The organism is Chitinophaga silvatica (genome assembly GCF_003419895.1).
Lineage (GTDB): Bacteria > Bacteroidota > Bacteroidia > Chitinophagales > Chitinophagaceae > Chitinophaga > Chitinophaga silvatica.
This window is the reverse complement of the sequence record NZ_QPMM01000017.1, coordinates 26,008-50,056: the sequence shown is the minus strand read 5'-3', so window position 1 is coordinate 50,056 and position 24,049 is coordinate 26,008. Positions and strand designations below refer to the sequence as shown.

Genomic DNA, 24,049 nt, shown 5'->3' with positions numbered 1-24,049 from the left:
ACCTAATCTAAAGGATATGAGTAATTATTTCAGTATAGGAAAGCTTGCCTCAGCGCATGGTTTACAGGGAGAGTTGATATTACGCCATAGCCTGGGCAAAAGATCTGCCCTCAAAGGTGTTTCCGTCATCTTCCTCGAAGAACGAAAAAACAGCTTTATCCCTTACTTTGTACAATCTGTAAAGATTAAAGATCACGAACAGGTATTTCTGAAATTGGAAGGAATAGATACCAAGGAAGCTGCTCATAAGCTAATGCCGGCACAGGTTTTTCTTCAGGAAGAAGACTTTAAACAGCAAACAGCTTCATCCGCCCCACTGGCCCTCCTGGGGTTCGCGGTTATGGATGAGCAACATGGTGCCTTAGGTACAGTAGAAGAAGTAATTGAAATGCCTATGCAGGTGTTGGCAAAAGTTTTTATTGGCGGAAAAGAGGCTTTATTGCCAATAAATGAGCAAACCCTTGTAAAAGTGGACAAAAAGAATCAGGTAGTTCACCTGCAATTACCGGATGGGTTGATTGAATTATATACAAGCTGAAAATTATGCGTATAGATATCATTACAGTACTGCCAGAATTGTTGGAAAGCCCGCTTTCTCATTCCATAATGAAAAGGGCGCAGGCGAAAGGTTTGCTGGAAGTGCACGTTCACCCTCTTCGCCAGTATTCTAACCTGAAACACAATCAGGTAGATGATTATCAGTTTGGAGGAGGTGCCGGAATGGTAATGATGTTGGAACCTATTGTAAATGCAATAGAATCCCTACAGGCAAAAGTTAAGTATGATGAAATTATCTATCTGACACCGGATGGAGAAACTTTAAATCAGAAAATGGCGAATCAGCTCTCTCTGAAAGGGAATTTACTGATGCTATGCGGGCATTACAAAGGAATTGATCAGCGAATCAGGGATCATTTTATTACTAAGGAAATTTCTATAGGAGATTATGTACTTAGTGGTGGAGAATTAGGAGCAGCGGTACTGGTAGATGCCATCGGCCGACTGATTCCCGGGGTCCTGAATGATGAAACCAGCGCATTATCCGACTCTTTTCAGGATAATTTGCTTGCCCCGCCTGTTTATACCAGGCCGGTAGATTTCAGAGGCTGGAAAGTGCCTGATATTCTATTAAGCGGCGATCACAAGAAAATCGATGACTGGCGTCATCAGGCTTCTGTAGATCGTACAAAAGCCAGACGACCAGATTTATTAACATAACTAAATGATTATGAGGTCAATTTTGGCATGTTATCAACTTAATAACATAATTTCTTGCTTTTTAATTTGGTAAATGCTATTTCTTGACTTACTTTTGCACTCCCATAAATATTTGAAAGATGAACGCAATTTCGTTTGTTCACGAACAACTGACAGCTAAGAAACAGTACCCGAAGTTTAAAGCAGGCGACAACGTCACTGTCAATTATAAAATCGTGGAAGGTAATAAAGAAAGGATTCAGTCCTTTAAAGGTGATGTGTTGAAAATCCAGGGTACAGGATTCACGACTTCTTTCACTGTTAGAAAAATTTCTGATGGCATAGGCGTGGAAAGACTGTTTCCGCTTTACTCTCCTAATATCGACGGTATTGTGCTGAATAAAGTGGGTAAAGTTAGAAGAGCTAAGCTTTACTACCTGCGCGAACGTGCTGGTAAGAAAGCCCGTATCAAAGAAAAAAGGGTTTAGTATAAATACAGGGAAATTTGTTAAAAGCGGTGCCGTAATGGTTCCGCTTTTTTCGTTTGTCCGTGTATTTCTCGCAAAGACGCAAAGATTAATATTAAGGTGCAAAGGATTTTTTTAAGATATATAAGGGTTGAAGCAGATGTTTATGAGTGCTATTATTAATGATTTTTGATTGTTTTTTAATAATAAGAAACTGATCAACAATTAAAAATATAACCCATATTAAAATATTCGCTTCAATTCTTATATATCTTAAAAAAATCCTTTGCATCTTAATATTAATCTTTGAGCCTTTGCGAGAAACTACATTTCTTAAAATGGTATTAAAGGTTGAATAAATGGAGTGAAAAAGCGGATTTTATGCTCTATCTTTGTTTACTGAACACTATAAATATTTGAGAAGATGACTGCTGTTTTTGTTAAATCATCATTTTTAATTCTTCAGGATATCGGAATGTCCGAATTACTGTTAATTGCTGTTGTTGTATTGTTGCTGTTTGGAGGAAAGAAAATTCCAGAATTAATGCGTGGTTTGGGTAAAGGAATCCGCGAATTCAATGACGCCAAAAACAATGTGCGCCAGGAGATTGAAGAAGGAATGAAAGAAAAACCTGTACAACCGTCTGCTACTACTGATACTCACTCTACTGAGGCGTCAAAATAATTGCATACGTTACCTATTGCCAATTTTCATTGTCCTGATTATAAATAATCAACCGATTTAGCTTTGTCTGAACTTAGCAGTATAACTACTTTTCAAGAAGCATTATACGCCGGCAGAACAAGTTGTGTGGAACAGGTACGTTCGTTCCTGGACCGCATAGCTAAGCTAAAACATCTGAATGCCTTCCTGGAAGTGTATGAGGAAGAAGCCCTGGAAAAGGCACAAGAACTGGATGCTCGTCTGAAAAGGGACGAAAAGCTGGGTGCTTTAGCAGGTGTAGTGGTGGGAATTAAAGATGTTATCTGCTATAAAGGTCATAATGTAAGTGCCGCTTCCAAAATGTTGGAAGGGTTTACCTCCATATTTTCTGCTACTGCAATAGAAAGGCTGTTGGCAGAAGATGCAATAATCATCGGAAATCTCAACTGCGATGAATTCGCAATGGGATCCACGAATGAGAATTCGGCTTATGGACCCACTTTAAATGCATTAGATAATTCCAGAGTACCTGGTGGCTCTTCTGGTGGATCTGCAGTAGCAGTGCAAGCCAACCTCTGCCATGTTAGTCTGGGTAGTGATACCGGCGGCTCAGTTCGCCAACCAGCCGATTTTTGCGGGATAGTTGGACTAAAACCAACCTATGGCCGCATCTCTCGTCACGGTTTAATCGCCTACGCGTCATCTTTTGATCAGATTGGTATTTTTGGCAGGAATATTGCAGATGTGGCGGTAGTTCTACAAGTAATAGCCGGACCGGATGAGTTCGATAGTACAGCATCTCAACATCCCGTACCTGATTATACAGCCAACCTGGAAGTAGAACGCAATAAATCTTTCAAATTTGCGTATTTAAGAGATGCACAGTACCACGAGGGTCTGGACGCAGAGATGAGAGAAGGCTATATCGACTTCTTTGAAGAATTGGAATCAATTGGTCATACCGTAACCGGACAAAGTTTCGATTATCTTGATCATATTGTGCCTGCCTATTATGTGTTGACAACCGCAGAAGCGTCATCCAATTTATCTCGTTACGATGGGGTAAAATTTGGACACAGAACCAGCGAAAAAAACCTTGATTTGACAGATTTTTACAAAAAAAGTAGGTCGGAAGGGTTTGGTATCGAAGTAAAACGTCGTATATTACTGGGAACGTTTGTGCTAAGCGCGGGATATTACGACGCATATTACACTAAGGCACAACAAGTTAGGCGTCTTGTTGCAGAAAAACTGAATGAGATTTTAGAAGAGTACGACGCCATTTTAATGCCAACTGTGCCATCCACAGCTTTCAAATTAGGAGAAAAAACTGACGATCCGATAGCCATGTACCTGGCAGATATTTATACGGTACTGGCCAATTTAGTAGGGGTTCCGGCAATATCCGTTCCCCTGGCCAAGCATTCTAATGGAATGCCATACGGTGTACAGATCATCACAAAGAAGTTTAGCGAAGAAAGCTTGCTCCAGATAGCCCGCCTGTTAATGGCTAATGAGCAAGTGACTGTTGTTTAAAATAAATTGTATGAGAAAAATCTTTTTACTACTGCTGTTGCCAGCAACGAGTTTAGTGTGTGTGAGTGCAAGGGGGGGCAATAGCAATCCTAAAGAGATGGTGTATTCGATGGGAACACCCGATACTACGGTATTAAAAATGAACCACAAAGTTCATTTACCAAAAGATACTGTAGCAGCATCTCCAACATCCCTGGCAGTTAAAAAAGCTGCGCAAAGTTTGCCTAATACTATTCGTAGCCCGAAAGTATATGAGCAAATAAACAATAACCTGGTTGCCGGTTATGTGAATAACTATGCCACCAGATATAGTCAACACCTCCAAATCATGATCGATAGGGGCCAACCCTATTTTACCATGATCGAAAAGGTATTCCGCGATAACGGTATTCCAGAAGAAATGAAATACCTCGCGGTTATTGAATCGAGTTTCAATACCAATGCTCGTTCCAAAGTAGGAGCTGTAGGCGCCTGGCAATTTATGGCAGGTACCGCACGCATCTTCGGTCTGAACGTTGGTAAAAAAGTAGACGAAAGAAAAGACTTCTATAAATCTACTCTCGCTGCCGCACAATTCCTGAATCAACTTTATTCTCAGTTCGGCGATTGGTTACTCGTAGTTGCTGCATATAACTGCGGCCCTGGCGGTGTTCAGAAAGCGATTAACGCCAGCGGACGTACTGATTTCTGGGGTATGCAATATTTCTTACCTGCAGAATCTCGTAACCACGTCTACAAATTCATAGCCACCGGATATATCCTCGATAGATTCAATAACTTCTTCGGCGTAAGCGACGATGAAGATGTTAATAAAACTATCACCGTTAACATGCCGGTTGAAGAACGTATTACCAGAGCACCTCTGTCTGAAGAAGAAATCTTCAACACAGTTGAAATCAATGTAACCGGAAAATACAGACTCGAAGCTATCGCTAAGAAACTGGATATCCCTGTAGCTGAATTAGATCGTCTGAACCCAGGCTTCACAAAAGCTATGAGCAGCCCGGAAAACAGCTACGATCTGCGAGTTCCGAAAACTAAAATGAAACAATTCCTTGCCGAAAAAGAAGAAATGCTCAAGGAATCAGTTCAGTTGACGCTTGATGATAAAGCTGTAGGTGTGGATAAATCTAAATTTCCACCACCAGTAAAAATGGCTGAAAAAACTACCAATGTTGCAAAAGCTCCTGCTAAGAAAACTACTTACAAGAAGCCAGCAGCAAAAAAACATTCAACAGCTAAGAAACATACAGCTGCAAAAAAGAAAACTACGCACAAAGCGAAATAAAGAATATATAAGAAATTCTAAAAAGGGCTAACCGGTTATATTGGTTAGCCCTTTTCTTTTACTGTTGGCAGAATGCTATGTTAAGAAAGATAAATCCTGATTTTATTGTTTTTAGGTGATTGATGAATTTCTTTTATCGTAGGTAAGCCCAATGGTATTAGGTTAAGAAGAATGTTGAGTGAATATTGAATTCAATTTAAAGGATTTATTTCTGTTACCGTAGGCAGGGCGGGGGCAAGCCCCGCCCCTACATGGTTTCAGCGGATCCAAATTTTCATCTGGTAGTTTAATTTCATTTTAAATGTCAATCTACTAATTTCAATTCTGGAAAGAAACAATTCTGCAATATAGAAACTGTAATTCGCTGAAACCATGTAGGGGCGGGGCTTGCCCCCGCCCTGCCTACGGTAACAAAAATAAATCCAATAATCAGATATCTAGCATTAATAGCATCCACACAAATAACCATTTCAATCAATAAAGTATCAATCCTGAAATCAAAATAAAAAGGGATGCTAAAACAGCATCCCTTCAAAAAAATATCATCAATCTATCTATTATTAATCCTGATAGGAAATTCTACTAATAGCAGCTCGTTTCCTTTCACTATATCCAACTAAATCGAGCAATGGTCCGGTCATAAATGTTGTTGCCAAAGCCATAAGCACCATCATGGCAAAGATTTCAGGAGACAGAATACCAAGATCGAAACCGATGTTCAAAACTACCAGCTCCATTAATCCGCGGGTATTCATTAAAGCTCCAATAGATACCGCGCTATGCCAGTTCTGACCCATTAAACGGGCGGTAATGGTACTACCTCCAAATTTACCGGCAACAGCAACAAACATAATCATACCGAATACTAACCAGAGATCACCCTGATTTAACAGGCCGATATGCGTTCTTAAGCCTGTGAATACAAAGAAAATGGGCAATAGTAACATAACGCTTACATCTTCCAGTTTATCGGTTAGTATAGTTTTAATGGTATTACCTGGCATAATTACACCAGCCAGAAATGCGCCAAACAGCGCATGAATACCTATAACTTCTGCAAACCAGGCAGCCACCAACAAAATGAGGAAACTCAGTGATACAGCTCTTTTCTGCTGATCTTTTTCCAGATAGTGTGACAATGTTTTATTCAGCCACGGGCGAACAGCCATCAACATAATCAACACAAAAACCAATGCAAGGATAATAGTGATAATGGCACTTACTAAACCACCGGCATTTACAATTGCTACTACCACAGCCAGGATGCACCAGGCTGTAACATCATCAGCTGCTGCACAGGTAATAGCCATTACACCGAGTGGAGTATTCGTTAATTTTCTTTCCTGCACAATACGTGCAAGTACAGGGAAGGCTGTTATACTCATTGCGATGCCCATAAACAAGGCAAATGATAAGAAGCTTACCTGAGGGGGTGCAAAACGTGTAAAGAGAAAATAGGCCAGTGAAACGCCCAGGAAGAATGGTATAATAATACTGGCATGACTGATCATTACCGCATCATGTGCTTTCTGGCGGATTTTCTGGATATCCAGTTCCATGCCTACTATAAACATAAAAAAGGCAAGGCCTATCTGGCTGAGGAACTGAAGGTTTTTTAATGAATCTGCCGGAAAGAGGAAAGCAGAAAAGGAGGGAAGTGTCCAGCCCAACAGGGATGGGCCTAATAAAACGCCAGCTATAATTTCGCCTACAACAGCCGGTTGTTTTATTCTGTTGGCAAGCCATCCGAATAAACGAGCCACCAGCATTATCAGCATTATTTGCAGAAGCAATAAGCCGAGTGGATGCTTAAGGTTATCGAAATATTGGAGCCAGCTGGCAGAAGAAACAACTGCATGAGCTGCAGGGGTAACAGCAATGCTACCTGTATGCATCGGCAATGATTGGCCTTTCTCCAGAATAAACCAGATTAGCAGCGCAAATACACCGATGATAACAGGGTACCATAGAAAGCGTTTGTTCATTATTGTTGTATTAATTTGATGAATGCTTATAAAGCAACAAAGGATTATAATGAAGTTGCGAATTTTTTTTCAATCCAAAACAACTTCACTACAATCCTTATGTTAGTTAATAATAACTTTATAATGTGGAATGCTTAGATAGCAGCAATACCAGGTAATTCTTTTCCTTCGAAGAATTCCAGCAAAGCACCACCACCGGTAGATACGTAACTTACTTTATCCGCAATTCCGAATTGATTAACAGCAGCTACAGAGTCGCCACCGCCAACTAATGAGAAGGCACCATTTGCAGTTGCAGCAACAATAGCTTCTGCCACACCTTTGGTACCGCCCTGGAAAGGAAGCATTTCAAATACTCCCATAGGACCATTCCAGAGAATAGTTTTAGAGTTGCCAATTACTTCTCCGAAAAGGACAATGGATTTAGGACCGATATCCAGACCCATCCAGCCAGCAGGAATATTATCGTTAGAAACCACCTGAGTATTTGCATCTGCCGCAAATTTATCAGCAGCAACGGAATCAACTGGTAAAACAAGGTTTACACCTTTTTCTTTTGCTTTAGCTACGAGTTCATTTGCCAGTTCAAGTCTGTCGTTTTCGCAGAGAGAGCTACCGATTTCTTTACCCTGAGCTTTGAGGAAAGTATAAGCCATACCACCACCAATGATGATGTTATTTGCACGATCCATCAGGGTTTCGATGATAAGAATTTTATCACTCACTTTAGCACCACCAAGAATGGCTGTGAATGGGCGCTCGGCGTTATTCAATACTTTTTGGGCACTGCTAACTTCAGCATCCATCAGCAAACCGAACATACGGTTTGCAGGAGCAAAGAATTGTGCGATTACAGCGGTAGAAGCGTGTGCGCGGTGAGCGGTACCGAAAGCATCGTTTACGTATACATTACCCAGTTTAGAGAGTTCTTCAGCAAAAGATGCATCACCTTTTTCTTCAGCTTTATGGAAGCGGAGGTTTTCGAGTAGGAGAACTTCACCCATTTGCAGGTCGGCAGCTGCTTTTTCAGCAATTGGTCCAACACAGTCTTCTGCAAATTTAACAGTAGTACCACCCAGGAGGGAGATCAGGTGATAAACCAGGTGACGTAAAGAATATTTATCGGTAGGTCCATCTTTCGGACGGCCGAGGTGCGACATTAAGATCACAGCACCGCCGTCTTTCAGGATTTTTTTTATGGTAGGAACGGCGGCACGCATACGGGTGTCGTCGGTAATTTCAAATTTATCGTTCAACGGAACGTTGAAATCAACGCGCACAAGAGCTTTACGTCCATTGAAGTTATAGTCAGTGAATTTACTCATATGGTATCGAATTTAAGATAACGAGAAAAGATGGAGCATAAAAAACCGCAGTACCAGATTAAGGCAAAAGAGATCCGCTTTAAAAAAGTGGAACCGGACTAATGCTGTAATGGTGTAGTGCTGCGGATTTATTAAAAAGATACTCCCGGCTATTGGGCCGGGAGTATAAATATTATTTGCTGATCAGGCCAGCGAAGTACTTAACAGTACGAACCAGCTGTGATACGTAGCTCATTTCGTTATCGTACCAGGAAACAGTTTTAACCAGTTGGTGTTCGCCAACAGTCAGAACTTTGGTTTGAGTAGCATCGAATAATGAACCGTAGTGGATACCGATGATATCGGAGCTTACGATTTCATCTTCAGTGTAACCGAAAGATTCGTTGCTGGCAGCTTTCATTGCAGCATTGATTTCTTCAGCAGTAACTTTTGCACCAAGGATGGTAGTCAGCTCAGTTAAAGAACCTGTGATAGTAGGAACACGTTGTGCACTACCATCCAGTTTACCTTTCAGAGCAGGTAATACCAGTCCGATTGCTTTAGCAGCACCGGTGCTGTTAGGAACGATGTTAGCAGCAGCAGCACGTGCACGACGCAGGTCACCTTTCGGATGTGGAGCATCCAGGGTGTTCTGATCGTTGGTGTATGCGTGAACTGTGGTCATTAAGCCAGAGAGAATGCCATATTTGTCATTCAATACTTTAGCCATAGGAGCCAGACAGTTAGTAGTACAAGAAGCACAAGAGATAACAGTTTCGCTACCGTCGAGGATATCGTGGTTAACGTTGAAAACTACAGTTTTCAGGTCACCGGTAGCAGGAGCAGAAATAACCACTCTCTTAGCACCAGCTTTGATGTGAGCCTCAGCTTTATCCTTATCGGCGAAGAAACCAGTACATTCGATAACTACATCGATTTCGTGTTTTCCCCAAGGAATTTGAGATGGGTCTTTCTGTGCATATATAGTAATGTCTTCACCATTTACGTTAATAGCATTTTCAGAATGTTTAACCTCTGCATCAAACCTACCCTGAGCTGAATCATATTTCAGCAAATGCGCCAGCTGTGTAGGGCTGGTGAGGTCATTGATTGCAACCACATCAATACCGGGCATTTTGTAAATTTGGCGGTATACCAAACGACCAATACGGCCGAAACCATTAATACCAATTTTGAGAGTACTTCCCATTTTACATCGTGATTTGAGTATGAAAAAATCGAGAACAAATTTACAATCAATACCACTATTAATCAATACAAATTTAAGTTATCAAAATTTTTTTTGGAAATATAAAATAAGGTTATACCTTTGCAATCCCAAAACGATACGCCGCGTTGGTCAAGGGGTTAAGACGCCTCCCTTTCACGGAGGAATCACGGGTTCGATTCCCGTACGTGGTACAAGAAATTGGCATGTTAGATTTTTAACATCTCAAAACGAAAAAGCTCATCAATCCGATGAGCTTTTTCGTTTTGATAATTACATATTTTTCTTACCATTAAGTCTTCTTACTGTTTAATCAATAGTCCTATTTGTTTGGTTACAGAACTTTTTGAGGCGATCAAGGATTATTGGTGTCTGCGGAGGCATACTTCCACGTTCCACATGACTATCGATCCATTCATAGAAATATTGATTATTTAAAAGAATTGAAAATTCTGACTGCAAATACGTTTTTATCTCGTTGTCACAATTATTCAATTCTTCCCATAACCTCCCTCTATTCTCCATAATAAAAACAATATCCTCAAAATCATGACTAATCCTGCCATCTCCATTTCCTCTGCCTTTAAAAGCTTCTATTTTAGTTGCCAGAAAATATGGTGCACTCAAAATCCGAATAGTCATACTGTTCTCAAATTGATATGTTTGTGCAAGTTCATATCCTCTTGGGTACCATTTATTGTGGAATCCTATTGAAGGGTCATTTGTAGGCATAATGTCAACTATTATTCCCTTAATCTTAAATCGACAAATGACACCAGATTCTATATCATTTACAAATCCAATTTCTCTCAATCGCTCTTCCAGTTTCTGGCGTTGATTATAATTGAGTATCTCAATAATAACATCAATATCATCAGTGGGCCGAACTTCAAAAATGGGCCGGTCTGCGTATAATGAGATTGTAGCTCCTCCAACGAATACTACATGCTCGTGCAATTCCTGTAAAGCATTGTGTACAGCCTTAATGCGTACAATATTTGTATGGTCAGCCATATGCTAGTGATTTTTTAAGGTACATTTCAGCAATAGATATTTCTCTTAATCTTCCAACTCTGATCACATCAAGCAATGCCAGTAATTTATAAAGTTCTTGATCTTCCTTTATCGCCTTGATCTGGTTAGGATAAAATGGCTCAATTTCTTGACCGATAACTGACCCAGTGGAAGATGCCCATACATAAGCATAATCACTACTAATGTATTCCTTCATAAATGGATGTGAATGCGCGGTAGGCTCTCCTCGAGTTAATATACCTGCCTTTGCAGGAAAGACATATTTCATTCCGAAGAGAAGGAAATCAAGAAAATTTCCCCTATTGACATTTTTCTTATCAAAATCGATTAAGTTGGCATATAGGCTCCTCTCCAGGGATTCTGAAACCTCAGAATTACTGATATACAATGAATTGGACAGATCTTTGAGTTGCCAAGGATTTTCGCCTTTGGTAATAATCTTAAGTAGAATCACCAAATCCTGGGGTCTCATACCATTATGTTTGCGCCTCATATTTTATAAATTTACGGATATTTTGTGATTTGCAATTTGCAAATCACAAAATATCCGTAAATTTATTTCCTTTTCGATGATTACTTTAAAATCACTTACCTAATATCTCCCTCTTCATATACTTCGCACTCTTCGCCACACAACTAAGCGCATCCGGCACATAGTTATTACCCTGCTCTACAAAAATCTGCTTAAGACCCGAAAGACGTGCTTCTGGTAATATCTTCTTAAAGTCAATACTTCCGTCTCCAACCACGGTATGCAAATCCGGATTGGTTTTATCCATGTCTTTTATATGCCAGACAGCAAATCTGCCAGGTTGACTACTAAACAGTTGATGCGGGTCTTGCCCCGATCTGATGGCCCAGTAAAGATCCAGTTCCAGTTTTACCAATTTTGGATCGGTTTCGCTCAGAATGATGTCATAACCCATTTTACCATTCTCTTTTACAAATTCGAAATTGTGATTATGATACAGGAGCTGTAAACCGGCTTCATGTACCTGTTCTCCGATTTCATTTAAAGTTTGAGCCAACAGATGGAATTTTTCCATGTTGCGCAATTGCGGATCTAACCACGGCCATACAATGTATTGCTGACCTAATACTTTGGCTCCTTTGATACAATCATCAACATATCTTTTCCGCTCATCAACTGTTACTCCAGCCAGCAGGAACTTATCGATATCGTAATGCCCGCTGCTCGTGGTAAGGTTGTTTTCCTGCAGCAGTGCATGGAAAACTTCAGGTTCCATATTCCAGTAAAACTTGTTGCCTCCATGATTAAAACCATAGGTCTCCACATGCTGATAGCCATAGGAGCTGACCTTTTTGAGTGTGCCGCGTGGATCATTTTTCATCTCGGTATTTAGGCTGTAGAGTTGCAAACCAAGCTTATAATTGAATGCTGGTTTTGCACTTGCCCAGGATGGCAACATGCCTGCTGCTGCCAATGCGCCGGTAGTTCTGATAAAATTTCTTCTGTTCATAAGTGGGTATTAAAATGCCCGGTAAACTTATTCTCCAACCACCATCCATCATTGTAAAAATGCGAAGCATAAAATATTTTTTATCTTGTTATATGTTTAGATATGTTGAATACCCCGTCGGAGCATCTGTAGCCAGTTATATTAAAAAATGCTGGGTACTCGATAATTCAAATAATCCCAATCCCTTAACAGATAAGCAGGTATTACCAAATGGATGTTTCAATATTGCATTTATTTCCGGGGAAGGTATTGCAATTACCGGTGCTAAAGTGAATGCTATTCTGGGTAAAGGAGGGTATTTATGTGGGCAGCTTACTTCAAGCATTAATATTCACCTATACGGCAATACGAAAATATTTCTGGTTCAATTTTATCCCTGGAGTCCTTTATTGTTTATGAAAGATCCGTTGTATGAAACGGCTGATAGCTTTATCCCAATAGCATTAACTTCTCATTCACTGAACCTCAACTTTGATATAGCTGATGAAAAACAAATCATGAACTATTTTAATTCAGGAGCTTTTATTGGTAACGAAACAGTAATAAAACCAGCGATGAACGTATGTCAGTTGATTCGCCGGTCTAAAGGCAATATAGCCATCAGTGAACTGGCCGATCAGACAGGCTGGTCTAATCGCTATCTTGAAACTGTAATTAAATCGGCACTTGGACTTTCACCTAAAGAGTATGCAGGTATTATCAGGATCAGAAGTCTCATAGATCGATGGCAGATAGCAAGTGGTATTAGGTTCAGTAATCTTGCTTTGGAAGAAGGGTTTTATGATCAGGCACATTTTATTAAAACGTTTAAAACAATGCTAAATGTTTCCCCGGGGAAGTTTAGAAAAGAAAATTATATTTTAACAAATAGCGGAATCAGTTACTAGGAAAGAAATCTATTACCAGTTTATTAACCTCATCTTTCTTTTCAATATTGGATAAATGAACAGCAGGTAAGATTAATTGTGAGGCGTTGGAACTGGGATAATAAAAAAAGAGATTGTTAGAAAACAATCTCTTATAGTTTATATGAAAAAAATGAAAAACCTATTTTCTATCAATAGCTTCTTCCATAGGATATAGTATATTTTCCGGCTGTTGCCTTAAAGTTGAGTGTATTTTTTTCCTGTAAAACATCAATACTGTTAATCTTACCCTGAGGTCCTGTAATGGTCCAGAAACCTGGTTTAAGGCCAGTGAGTGTTACTGTTCTGTTTTCCTTTACATCAAGATTAATATCGTTTTTAATCAGATCACTACCTACGCTCATACAGACAAGTTGATCTGCAATTTCTACAAGGTAGTATTCTGGTGTTTCCTTATAAGTAACAGGTAATGGTGCGCTATTGCCTTCTGCAACCTGGAATACTGTAAGGAAGCGATCCTGGCGGTTTTCAGAAGCAGGTGAAATCATTATTCTGTTAGCAGTAGCTTCTGGTTTGTCGGACTTCACTTCAAATTTCTCATCGAAGTTGCTGTTGGCTTCAGCCCCACTGAAAATTTGCATTTTTCTGTTGGCAGGTGCTGGTATCAGCATGTTTACATATGTTTTGCCCACATGCCCGTTTAATGAATTATTTAGTACAATATTATCTCCTTGTTGTTCAGGTTTGTTGTTGGTATTGATCTGCCAGTATTTTGTAAAATTGGCTTGCCCGGTAGTCATATCGTCGGTCAGGATAATAACGGCCGGAATATCTGTTCTGCCAAGGTTTAAGAAGCAATATCCACGTGTATAGCTGGTCATTTTGCTGCTGTATGCACCTGTCAGATCTGCTTTGAAGTAATTGAATGTTGGTTTCTCTGCAGAGGGTCCGAAAGAAGCCGAAAGTACCTGTCCGTTATCGAACCATGGATCTGTTGTAGTTTCAGCAGGTGACATAGGGAAACGCTGATTGAATCTGGCTCCTCCGTCATTGTCTTTTGCTCTGAACAACCATTTTTCGTTAGGGTCTTTTGCCAGCATCATACTGTGTGCAATAGAGCGTTTGTTGAAATTGTAATCATATGGAGTGCCATAACCGATATACAAACCAATATCACCAAGTTGCATTCCATGATGGAATAATTGTAATGCTCCTGCATCCGGATGTTGGTGATTGGCAAAATGATATCCACCTCCTTTTATTTCAGCAATAACATCCTTACTGTCCGGAGTATTATCCCAACCTGTGCGGATTACCATTCCTCCTAATACCTTACCAAAGTTTTTGGTAAGTGGAAGCGAATTTAAATTTGGATTTGCTTTAAGTGATGGATCATTTACTAACAGAAATAATACCGGGTTATCTGGTAGTCCGCCCTGTCTTTCGAATTCACCTTTCAGTATTGGATCATTGGCATAGGCAGAAGTAAGCAACATAGTTTGCGGTTGTTTCCAATAAGGGCGCTTGCCATTTACATTCTTAACATTGAACATATCGCCATCCCTCAGCATATATCCATCCGGTAAGCGCATGTATAACCAGAAGTAGGGGAGTTGTTTTATGTTATCATCAAATACGGGGTAACCTGTCATTCTGTAATACAGCCAAACTGCGTGCATTTCCCAACCGAGTCGGTATGCTCCGTAATCCACACCCTGGTTGTGACGTGGCGATTCGTATTCGAATTTGCGCATAGGAACCAGTTGTTCCAATACGGTATAGGAAGTGTATTTGTAAAGCGTTGGATTTTCGTCATACAGTGCAATGCTCATGGCAAGCAGGTCGCGGCTTACCTGGGCTTCATTGCCATGTCCGTTTACAATGCTATCCATAAATGGAGGCCAGCCGATTTCCATTTCTCTGGCTAGTTTCAGCATATGTGTATAAAGTTGCTGCTTATCGTCTTTGTTTAAAAGATCGAAGCACCAATCATAAACCAGAGAACCGGTGTAGATGGCCCTGCCAATTTCGCGGGTGATATCACCATAAGTAACATTCCCGAATTCGAGGACAGAAAGGTAATCCACCATTAGCTTTACGGCTTCTTTACCAACTTTTTGATCGTTGGTCATCAGGTAATAGAAAGCTTTTGCTTCGGCTGCTTTTTCTACATCTTCGCGGTAATAAATCTCTTTTTGTATATCGAAATCGAAGTGGAAAGGTGTTTTAGCGGCTGCGGTAACTTTTTCCCAGGCAGGCTGGTTTTCAGCTGCAGTGAGCCTTGATTTAATCAGCGGCAAGGATTGCTGATTTACCCAGATTCTGGGGTGACCGGCCGGAGGAACAATTTTAGGTACGTAGTTCTGAGCGGCGGTTGGAACAACCGGATCATTATAGTTTTTCCACTCAAGAAATCCGAGTTGTACACCTTTTGGAAGCCATACTTTTACTAGCTGTTCTTTACCAGTTAATTCAAATTTACCAGTTACCTGTTTCCCTCCTTTATAGGTATCATAAAGGATTCTACGGGTCGGACGTTCATTGTCTATTTGTAATTTGACATAAGCAGTGATTGGGTTGCCTTTATCATCTTTCAGGATGTCCTTACCCGTTGGGGTAAGCGTAGCAATCGTGGAAAGTTCGTAGGTGCCGGCTTCCGGAGCTTTAATTTTAAAGATGAGGTCTGGTACCGCATTACTGCTATCTACTCTTGAAGTTGCATTGGGCTTAAGTGTAACCCATTTCTCCTTAGCTTCAGAAAATACTTCGGCAGTAGGCTTGCTTACCTGCGCTTTTGATGCTGGCTGTTTGTTGACATACTTATCGCCGACCACATTAGGATAGGCTTGAGAGAATGCTGTTAGTGAACCAATGTTCAATAACGCAAAGAGTAGTAAACCTTTTTTCACTTGTTGTCAATTTTTCAAATAACGGGGAACTAACAATAATGTAGGCATTCTAAAAAGTAAGTATACTATTTAAAATTGGCTGATGTAATGACTTTCAGGCATTTGTTTACGCCTGGTAATAAATTATGTAAACAAATATAAGTGTTTTATGTAAGCAATTTTCTTAAATAGAAATAAACTTGCTGAAAAGTTTAAAATAGTTTGCCAGCGCTAACGGGGATTGATGAACGGTGAATTAAACATAAATAAGAATGGGATTAAGGGTCGTTTTAACCCCTAATCCCATCTTTATAAACATCTATCCAAAAAGATATTAGAAACTAAAATTTAAGCGTGCAAAAAGGAATCTTCCATTAAATCCGAATTGCTGGGCAGATCTTGAATATATAAAACGTCCTGAACTTTGATTAGCAACTGATAATTCGTCGGGATATACATCCAGTAAATTATTTGCACCTAAAGTAACTCTCAGAGCCGGTATAAATGCATAGCTAACACTAAGATCAGTGATCACCTTTCCATTATAGATATCCTGACTGGTTACTACGTTTGTTGCTTCCTTCACTTTTCCAAAGTAAACGTTTCGAAGGAAGATGCCCCATTTGCCTAATGAATAGTTTAGCGTCAGGTTTACTTTCGTACGTGGTACGGCTTCTTCCAGGTATATACGGCTAGCATCATCCAGGTAGGTGCTTTCTTTTCCTGCCAGTAATTTAGAAGCATGTACCGGTCCGACTAATGAAGTTTTAGAAAACGTACCTGAAAGATCGGCTCTGAAGTTTCCTTTACCTGCACGGGTATTGTAAGTAATTACCGCATCTATACCTCTGGTTTCGGTATTGATTGCATTGGCGAAGAAACGCGCTGTCTGGGCATTTGCACTGCGTAATATGTTGTAAATCTCCTGTTCCTGTGCCGTTCCGGTTTTATTACCTGAAAACTGACCGGTGTAAATTACCCTGTCATTAATCCGGATAAAGTATCCATCTACCGTCACTTTGATATGACCAAGATTGCTGGTAATACCTGCGCTGTAGCTATAGGAAGTTTCCTGTTTAAGCTTTGGAATTCCCAGCAATGAGGCTACCCGGCTATCGTTGGTAAAGGTTCCTGATTCCACAAATATTCCATCAGTGAAGATGCTGGAAGTAGCACTGAAGTAACGCTGATGTAATGATGGGGCTCTGAAACCTGTGCTGGCAGCGGCACGTAACAGGAATTTAGGACTAAACTGATATCGGCCGGCCAACTTCCAATTGAGTGTAGAACCAAAATCGGAATAATTTTCAAATCGTAAAGCTCCGTCCACCAATAGTTTGGAGGTGAAATTTGCTTCAACATCTCCATAAACGGCAATGGATGTACGATATGCATTGGTAGCGTTTAATGGACTGAAACCTGTAAAGCTTTGTGCTCCTCCGGCAAATGCATTGCCATTCGGTGCAAAGCGGGTAGAAATATTCCCGCTGGGATCAGCCACTAAAATAGGCTTTCCGTCTACTCCGGTACCTATATTCCTTGCATTTCCATAGTTCGTGTAAGATGCTTCGCTACCTGGAAGTATCTGGTATTTTTCGAAGCGGTGTTCCGCTCCGTATGCCACGTTCAATCCACTTAGTATATCCCCGAAGAATCTGCTGAAATCCAGGTTGGTAGTGTTTTGCAGGAATCTGTACCCGCCAGCCTTAAAAGAAGTAGGGGAGGCCTTCAGCATAGAGGCATTAAGTGTATTGGCCACTGTAAAATCAACCCCATTTTCACCATATGTATTGCTGAAATCAACTTTCCATTCTCCCAGTTTGCCTCTGATTCCGGCGGCCAGTGAACGATCTTTATTATCGGTAACGATCAATGGTAAGAATCCGTTGGCGTAAATGGTATCATTGTTTTGGGTAAGCTGTGCGGGCATTCTGTAAAATGCTGCTGCTTCTCCATGCCGGTAATTCAACCCGCCAAATGCATATATTTCTGCATTCTCGCTAACAGGAAGAGATGCATTAAAAAAAAGGGCGCCACCTCGATTGGCAGATTGTCCGATGCGGGTGCTGAAATCTTTTCTGCTTAGTCCTCTTTTCGCAAGTTCTTTATCAGTTATGTCTTTGCCGGTAGGGGTACCAGGAACATCGGCGAGAGCAGGATCATTATAGTCGGAGAAAATTACACCGTTAAACACTCCTCCTCTGTTGGCAGCATTGCGATAGTCGTAGGAAGCTGCCAGGTTGATATGTCCGCCTTTCTCGCCAAGTGGTAAACCATAATTCAGGTTGGCCTGAACGGTTTGACCATCCAGCCCGTTTTCTGCGTGTTTGCCTATTAATCCACCTGTTGTTACTCCAACATTTACTTTATTTACTTCATCATTCAGTACAATGTTGATTACGCCGGCAATTGCATCGGAGCCATATTGAGCGGCAGCTCCATCTCTTAGTATTTCAATACGTTTTATTGCGGCAGTAGGTATAGCATTCAAATCTGTTCCTACAGCACCTTTTCCGAAACTACCATTGATATTTACCAATGAGGTAGTATGTCTTCTTTTTCCATTTATCAGTACCAATACCTGATCTGGACCTAAACCTCTGAGGGAAGCTGGATCTATATGATCGGTTCCATCGGAAAGTGTTTGGGTATTCGAGGTAAATGAGGGGGCTACATAATTAAGGATTTGATTAATGCTCACCTGCGGGGCGGCCTGGGCTACTTGTTTGATGTCTACCACATCTACGGGTACGGCGGTAGATAACTGGCTTCTGGGTGCGCTTCTCGAGCCCAATACTACCACTTCATTTAATTCATCGTTGGTGATAAGCTGGAAGTCGACAGTTTGTGATTGTCCGGCTGCTACTGTGATTTCCTGTATAACCGGGCGATAGCCTACATAGCTTGCAGTTAGTTTATGTTTTCCGGGCTTTAGATTAAGTGTGTATTTTCCTGCAAGATTAGTAATGGTTCCGATACTGGTACCTGCTACTGAAATGGTAGCTCCAACCAGTGGTTGGTTCTTGTCGGATACTGTTCCTTCAATAGTCTGACCATATACTGAATAGGTCAATAGTAACAGCATCGCGAAGGCATAGATTTTGAATTTCATACAATATTGTTTTAAACTGAAAGTGGGATTGGTTTTGGTTGAATTGGCAACAGGGAAACAAAGCAAATTTCATTTTGGTGGTTAAATGGTAGATAGTTTCCGGGTTTCCGATAATTGATCTTTTATCAATTGTCTGCCACTAAAGTATATCATAACGCTGACTTAAACAATAGTCTACATATTTTGTAGGATAATAATTTTTTATCTTGATGTGAATACCGCAAAAAAAGAGGTTTATCTTTAAGTACTATGAAAAAGAAAGCTGCTGTCAAATTGCTGGTCAATATGCATCCGGTAGAGAGAGTATCAGTAAGTTTAGGATTGGCTCTGCTAGTATTCGCCTTATTTTATTTCTGTAAAATACCGATTAATCCGTTGGTGTTTTCTGTATTACTATGGGATGTATTTGCCATATCGTATATAACGATGGGATGGATTGTTTTTTTTAGCAGAAATGTAGATGAAATCAGAACATGGGGCAGAGTAGATGATGGAAACAGGGTGTTTGTAATGGCTGTGGTAATTATTGCTGCCGTTGCCAGCCTGGTGATTGTTTTGTTGATGTTGTTATCAAATGATTTAGGTCCTTCAAAAGGAACTTACTTACCAATTGCAATCTGTGGCATGCTGGCATCCTGGACCATGGTACATACTACTTTTGCATTTCACTATGCAGATATCTATTATGACGACGATACTACAGATAAAACCAAGCATGCTGGTGGGTTAATATTTCCCGGAGAAAAGAATCCTGATTATATCGACTTCGCTTATTTTTCTTTTGTAATTGGCATGACCTTTCAGGTATCGGATGTGCAGATTAGCGGGAAGTTGTTGAGAAGGGTAGTACTGTTTCATGGCTTAATGTCTTTTATTTTAAATACCTTTGTTCTGGCTCTTACTATTAATCTGATTGCAGGGTTGAGATAACAATTTTACTTTTTTTGAAAAAAAATTTGGCGTTGTTATTCTTTTTTCTATCTTTGCAATCCCAAACGAAAACGCCGCGTTGGTCAAGGGGTTAAGACGCCTCCCTTTCACGGAGGAATCACGGGTTCGATTCCCGTACGTGGTACAAGAAAAAAAGACTTTTCAAAACTGAAAAGTCTTTTTTCTTTTTAAGAAGATTTATAACCCAATTATTGAATCTATCTTATATTCCTGCTCCACTTTTGCTACATGCAGCTTAATGGTAATTTTCTTTTTATCATAAGGGTCCAAATAACTTACTTCATAAGTATCGCTGCTTTGTGGAACTTTTGTAAAAGTCATTGTCTGCAACCATTCACGACTTACGTCCTGCGCATTTAACAACGGATCATAATCTAATTCCTCCGTTTTCATTTTATGTTTAATCTTCTTCAATAACTGCTTTGTACAATACTTAGTCTTTAGTGAATCGCTCTTAGATTCATCCTCAACTCCATCTGCCGTCAGATAACCTGTATAAAATTGTTTAAGCGTCTGCTGGGCCGGATCATTCTCTTCATTTTGTTTAGGCGTTGTGGAATGCTGACAACTATATACAATAAATGAAAAAATGATAAGTAAAGTGTTTTTTGCTCTCATAGTTGATTGATGTATTTGCAATGCTTATATAACAGTATTTTTTACTGTTAGTTGCTTGTTAGCTGCGGTCAAATGAAATGATTTTTAAATTAAATTTCTAATATGTTGATAATTAAATATTTATTTAAAATACTAAAATGCTACAAAGAATCAACTTTGCAAGAGCATAACATTTAGTACATTTAGTGGCGCGCCACTTTTACGCTATTGCAATGCTATTTTCGTCTTTCCAGATAATGAGATATAGCCAACATATCAGAACCAAAATCCTGCTGGTAGTCATGGTATTAATTACCTGTACTGCTCATGCTCAGCTGGCAGGTGATTTGGATTATAACTTCTCACATATCGATTTAAATAAAGGTCTTGCCAGCAACCACGTATCCGCTATTCTTCAGGATAAAAAAGGATTTGTATGGGTGGCAACAACGGCACTACAGCGGTATGATGGATCAAACTTCGTTACCGTTGCAAGCTTCGACCGAATCCCGGGTTCTATCTACTACGATGATATATGTCTTTGCGAAGATCGTAAAGGCCGCATCTGGATGGGTACTCCTGATAATATCCGCGTGTATGATCCTGTTACCAACCAGGTGAAAGCACTAATTGTCGCCAACCGGGCTTTCAGACCGGAAGGATTACAATGCACGCAGATAGTAGAAGACCATAATGGCATAATCTGGGCTACCTCACACGATGGACTCCTCAAACTAAATGAACGTGCCGGAATATTTGAAAAAGCCGATATAATACCCGAATCCGCCCGTAGCGTTATGCTCGATGCTATTATGGAAGACGATAACGGCGATTTATGGCTTAGTGGGAAAGATGGATTGTTTATACTCGATAGAGACAGAAAACATCTGTATAGTCGACAAAATAACCCTAAAAATAACCCTGTTTTCAACATCATCAATACCAACTTCAAAAAAATATATAAAGACCCCTACAACCGAATATGGCTGGCTGCCAGAGATGGGAATTTATATGCTTTTGATGCTGCTCAGAATAAAATGAGCAGTTACCAGTTCAGAGTGCCTGAAGAGAAAAGAGGGGATGCCGTATTTGATATTATTGCAGATAATAGTAAAGATATCTGGATAGCTACTGAAAGAGGAGGCATTTATCGATACAACAGACCTTCCGATAAATTTGACCTTAATATCGCAAACAGTAATGAACCTCAGGGATTACATTACTCCTACGAAGTGAATTGTTTTATGTGCGACAGGGAAGGACATCTCTGGGTAGGCACAGACAAAGGCATTAATATTCTAAGCCTGCACAATAAGAACTTTAAATTTTTAGATCATAAAAGCGTTTTTTCAAACAATAAGGAAAAACTCCCGTCCGGCGAAGTTACCGGCATTTATCAGGCCTCTAATGGCGAAGTATATATTGGTTATTGGGGCCAGGGATTAAGCAGACTTTCCAATAATCTCGAATTACTAAACACCTACAACCATCTGGCTGCTAATCCTGATATCAGTATCCCCGAAGAACGTTCCCTCGTTTGGAGCTTTGGTGAATTGAAAGACGGAACCATCTTAATTGGACAGGAAAATGGAAATCTGTCACTGCTAAATCCGCAAACCGGTAAGTTCATTAAACATCTGTCGGCTCCTGAATTGTATCAGCAAACATTGCTACATATACAGCCCTATAACGATACTGTTGTATACATTGGATTATACAAACGGGGATTATCTAGCTGGAATCCTAAAACAGAAACATTCAGACATTATCCTGAAATCACGGATTCGCTGAAACGACCTGTTTCTATCATGGATATAGTGCCTGAAAAAGATACTGTGCTTTGGCTGGGAACCAGTTCGGCCGGCCTATTGAAATTCAATACACATCTTCGTAAAATCACCGACAGAATATGTTTCCAGTGGAATGGAAATATATACAACAATATTACTTCTCTGCTCAGATATAACGATAGTTTGCTAATTGCCGGAACAGATCATGGATTGTGGATTTATAATTTACTTTCCAATATCAGCAAACCATTATTGATCAACAATCAATTATTTGATCAATGGGTCCTCAGCATCGCATCAGGAAATGAAGACCTTTTAGGAACCGTTTGGATGACTACCCAATACGGTTTTTATCGCTATGATATCGACAGCAATCGCCTGGAAACATTTGTGCAGAACGACGATATAATTGACAATAACCGCAAGGTTAGAAGAAATATTATTCATCTGCAAAATGGTAATATCCTTGTTGGGGCCGCCGATCACGTTGTCGCTTTTAATCCGGCTACCCTCCGGGTATCACCTCCTCCTCCGGATGTTACTATCATCAATCTCAAAGCCCTGGATAGCGCAATCCTGTTCCAGTCATCTCTTAAAGGTAATGCATCGGTTGTACTGAGCTATAAACAGAATTTTATTACTATTGAATTTAAGAGCTTACAATACCACCAGGAGAAACTAAGATATTATTATCAGCTGGAAGGTGTGGATGATAATTGGGTAATGGCCGAAAACCTGCTGATTGCAAAGTATACCAACCTTCCTCCGGGCAGATACACCTTTAAAGTAAAGGCTGTTAATACTGCTGGTACTTTCTCTAATAATATCAGTACTCTCAGCCTGTTTATACAACCTGCTTTCTGGCAAACCAACTGGTTTAGAATAGGGTGCCTGTTAATTGCCCTGGCGTTGTTTTATCTGTACTATAAACTAAGGGTATATTCTATCAGAAAAGAAGCTAAACAGAGGGAAGCAATTCAGCAACAAATAGCACAGCTCGAAATGAAAGCATTAAGGGCTCAGATGAATCCACATTTTATCTTTAATGCCCTCAACTCTATACAGATTTTTGTGATGAAGCATGATTCTGAACAGGCTTTGTCTTATATGAGCAGGTTTGCAAAATTGATTAGAAATATTTTAGATCACTCCCAGCTAAATAATATCACCATTCATGAAGAAGCCAATATGCTGGAGAATTATATGGAACTCGAAAAGCTACGTTTCTCAGATGGATTCGATTATGAAATAATAATAGACCCTGAGTTAAATGCTAATGTAGAAGTACCTACAATGATTATTCAACCGTTTGTGGAAAACGCTATCTGGCATGGGTTGCTTCACGATAAAAAGAGAGGTAAGCTCATTATTAGCTTTACTAAAGTTGAGGATAGAATTCTTTGCGTGATTGAAGATAATGGGGTAGGAAGGGAAAAAGCAATTGCAATGAAACAGGGAAAATCAAGACATCAGTCGAGAGGGCTGCAAATTACGAGAGATAGATTATCACTTTATAACAGCAGATTTAAAGTTGATGCGAGTTTTGATATTGAAGATCTGACAGATGAGGAAGGAAAGGCAAGCGGCACAAGGGTAAATATCTGGTTTCCGTTAGTGGAATTATAAAATAAAAAGAGGCTGCATCAACAGCCTCTTTTGT

General features: G+C 40.0%; 18 protein-coding genes and 2 tRNA genes. 11 read left to right on the top strand and 9 right to left on the bottom strand.

Features of this window, described 5'->3' with window-relative positions:
• Nucleotides 1-16: 16 nt before the first annotated feature.
• The 6 genes from rimM to DVR12_RS25515 all read left to right on the top strand — a co-directional run bounded on the left by rimM (nt 17) and on the right by DVR12_RS25515 (nt 5,152).
• A complete protein-coding gene (rimM, locus tag DVR12_RS25540; protein ID WP_116978648.1) occupies nt 17-538 on the top strand; it encodes a ribosome maturation factor RimM in 522 nt (173 codons plus the stop codon).
• 5 nt (nt 539-543) lie between these two features.
• Nucleotides 544-1,218 carry a tRNA (guanosine(37)-N1)-methyltransferase TrmD gene (trmD, locus tag DVR12_RS25535; protein ID WP_116978647.1) on the top strand — a complete coding sequence of 225 codons (675 nt, stop codon included), beginning with the start codon at nt 544-546 and terminating at the stop codon, nt 1,216-1,218.
• Between the two features lie 119 nt (nt 1,219-1,337).
• Entirely contained in the window at nt 1,338-1,685 is a 348-nt protein-coding gene (gene rplS, locus DVR12_RS25530) for a 50S ribosomal protein L19 (protein ID WP_089758850.1), read from the top strand.
• A gap of 403 nt (nt 1,686-2,088) precedes the next feature.
• Complete coding sequence (locus DVR12_RS25525; protein ID WP_116978646.1) at nt 2,089-2,349, top strand: Sec-independent protein translocase subunit TatA/TatB; 261 nt, start codon at nt 2,089-2,091, stop codon at nt 2,347-2,349.
• Nucleotides 2,350-2,412: 63 nt separating this feature from the next.
• Nucleotides 2,413-3,864 carry an Asp-tRNA(Asn)/Glu-tRNA(Gln) amidotransferase subunit GatA gene (gatA, locus tag DVR12_RS25520; RefSeq protein ID WP_116978645.1) on the top strand — a complete coding sequence of 484 codons (1,452 nt, stop codon included), beginning with the start codon at nt 2,413-2,415 and terminating at the stop codon, nt 3,862-3,864.
• A 10-nt stretch (nt 3,865-3,874) separates the two neighbouring features.
• On the top strand, nt 3,875-5,152 hold the full coding sequence (locus DVR12_RS25515) for a lytic transglycosylase domain-containing protein (RefSeq protein ID WP_116978644.1): 1,278 nt from the start codon (nt 3,875-3,877) through the stop codon (nt 5,150-5,152).
• Nucleotides 5,153-5,712: 560 nt separating this feature from the next.
• Here the strand turns inward: DVR12_RS25515 and DVR12_RS25505 are convergent.
• The 3 genes from DVR12_RS25505 to gap all read right to left on the bottom strand — a co-directional run bounded on the left by DVR12_RS25505 (nt 5,713) and on the right by gap (nt 9,651).
• A complete protein-coding gene (locus tag DVR12_RS25505) occupies nt 5,713-7,137 on the bottom strand; it encodes a cation:proton antiporter (RefSeq protein WP_116978642.1) in 1,425 nt (474 codons plus the stop codon).
• Nucleotides 7,138-7,271: 134 nt separating this feature from the next.
• On the bottom strand, nt 7,272-8,462 hold the full coding sequence (locus DVR12_RS25500) for a phosphoglycerate kinase (RefSeq protein WP_116978641.1): 1,191 nt from the start codon (nt 8,460-8,462) through the stop codon (nt 7,272-7,274).
• A 172-nt stretch (nt 8,463-8,634) separates the two neighbouring features.
• Nucleotides 8,635-9,651, bottom strand: a complete 1,017-nt coding sequence (gene gap, locus DVR12_RS25495; protein ID WP_116978640.1) for a type I glyceraldehyde-3-phosphate dehydrogenase — start codon at nt 9,649-9,651, stop codon at nt 8,635-8,637.
• Nucleotides 9,652-9,791: 140 nt separating this feature from the next.
• Between gap and DVR12_RS25490 the strand changes: the two genes are divergently transcribed.
• Nucleotides 9,792-9,863 (top strand) — tRNA-Glu (locus tag DVR12_RS25490).
• A gap of 115 nt (nt 9,864-9,978) precedes the next feature.
• Here DVR12_RS25490 and DVR12_RS25485 read toward each other — a convergent pair.
• The 3 genes from DVR12_RS25485 to DVR12_RS25475 form a co-directional block, all read right to left on the bottom strand.
• On the bottom strand, nt 9,979-10,683 hold the full coding sequence (locus DVR12_RS25485; RefSeq protein WP_116978639.1) for a nucleotidyl transferase AbiEii/AbiGii toxin family protein: 705 nt from the start codon (nt 10,681-10,683) through the stop codon (nt 9,979-9,981).
• Complete coding sequence (locus DVR12_RS25480) at nt 10,676-11,176, bottom strand: hypothetical protein (protein WP_116978729.1); 501 nt, start codon at nt 11,174-11,176, stop codon at nt 10,676-10,678. The genes DVR12_RS25485 and DVR12_RS25480 overlap by 8 nt, the downstream gene beginning before the upstream one ends.
• 112 nt (nt 11,177-11,288) lie before the next feature.
• Complete coding sequence (locus tag DVR12_RS25475) at nt 11,289-12,185, bottom strand: TIM barrel protein (protein WP_116978728.1); 897 nt, start codon at nt 12,183-12,185, stop codon at nt 11,289-11,291.
• Nucleotides 12,186-12,277: 92 nt separating this feature from the next.
• Between DVR12_RS25475 and DVR12_RS25470 the strand changes: the two genes are divergently transcribed.
• Complete coding sequence (locus DVR12_RS25470; protein WP_158563373.1) at nt 12,278-13,072, top strand: helix-turn-helix domain-containing protein; 795 nt, start codon at nt 12,278-12,280, stop codon at nt 13,070-13,072.
• Nucleotides 13,073-13,242: 170 nt separating this feature from the next.
• Here the strand turns inward: DVR12_RS25470 and DVR12_RS25465 are convergent, their stop codons facing one another.
• Together DVR12_RS25465 and DVR12_RS25460 are read right to left on the bottom strand one after the other, a co-directional pair.
• The gene (locus tag DVR12_RS25465) at nt 13,243-15,960 is read right to left on the bottom strand and encodes a hypothetical protein (RefSeq protein WP_116978637.1); all 2,718 of its coding nucleotides are present in this window, start codon (nt 15,958-15,960) and stop codon (nt 13,243-13,245) included.
• 313 nt (nt 15,961-16,273) lie between these two features.
• On the bottom strand, nt 16,274-19,051 hold the full coding sequence (locus DVR12_RS25460; protein ID WP_116978636.1) for a TonB-dependent receptor: 2,778 nt from the start codon (nt 19,049-19,051) through the stop codon (nt 16,274-16,276).
• 249 nt (nt 19,052-19,300) lie between these two features.
• Between DVR12_RS25460 and DVR12_RS25455 the strand changes: the two genes are divergently transcribed.
• Both DVR12_RS25455 and DVR12_RS25450 read left to right on the top strand, forming a co-directional pair.
• Nucleotides 19,301-19,981 carry a DUF1345 domain-containing protein gene (locus DVR12_RS25455; RefSeq protein WP_233522462.1) on the top strand — a complete coding sequence of 227 codons (681 nt, stop codon included), beginning with the start codon at nt 19,301-19,303 and terminating at the stop codon, nt 19,979-19,981.
• A gap of 73 nt (nt 19,982-20,054) precedes the next feature.
• A tRNA-Glu gene (locus DVR12_RS25450) sits at nt 20,055-20,126 on the top strand.
• A gap of 53 nt (nt 20,127-20,179) precedes the next feature.
• Here the strand turns inward: DVR12_RS25450 and DVR12_RS25445 are convergent.
• Nucleotides 20,180-20,620 carry a DUF3828 domain-containing protein gene (locus DVR12_RS25445; protein ID WP_116978635.1) on the bottom strand — a complete coding sequence of 147 codons (441 nt, stop codon included), beginning with the start codon at nt 20,618-20,620 and terminating at the stop codon, nt 20,180-20,182.
• Nucleotides 20,621-20,832: 212 nt separating this feature from the next.
• Here DVR12_RS25445 and DVR12_RS25440 point away from each other — a divergent pair, with 212 nt between their 5' ends.
• The gene (locus tag DVR12_RS25440) at nt 20,833-24,015 is read left to right on the top strand and encodes a sensor histidine kinase (protein ID WP_116978634.1); all 3,183 of its coding nucleotides are present in this window, start codon (nt 20,833-20,835) and stop codon (nt 24,013-24,015) included.
• The last annotated feature ends 34 nt before the right edge of the window (nt 24,016-24,049 follow it).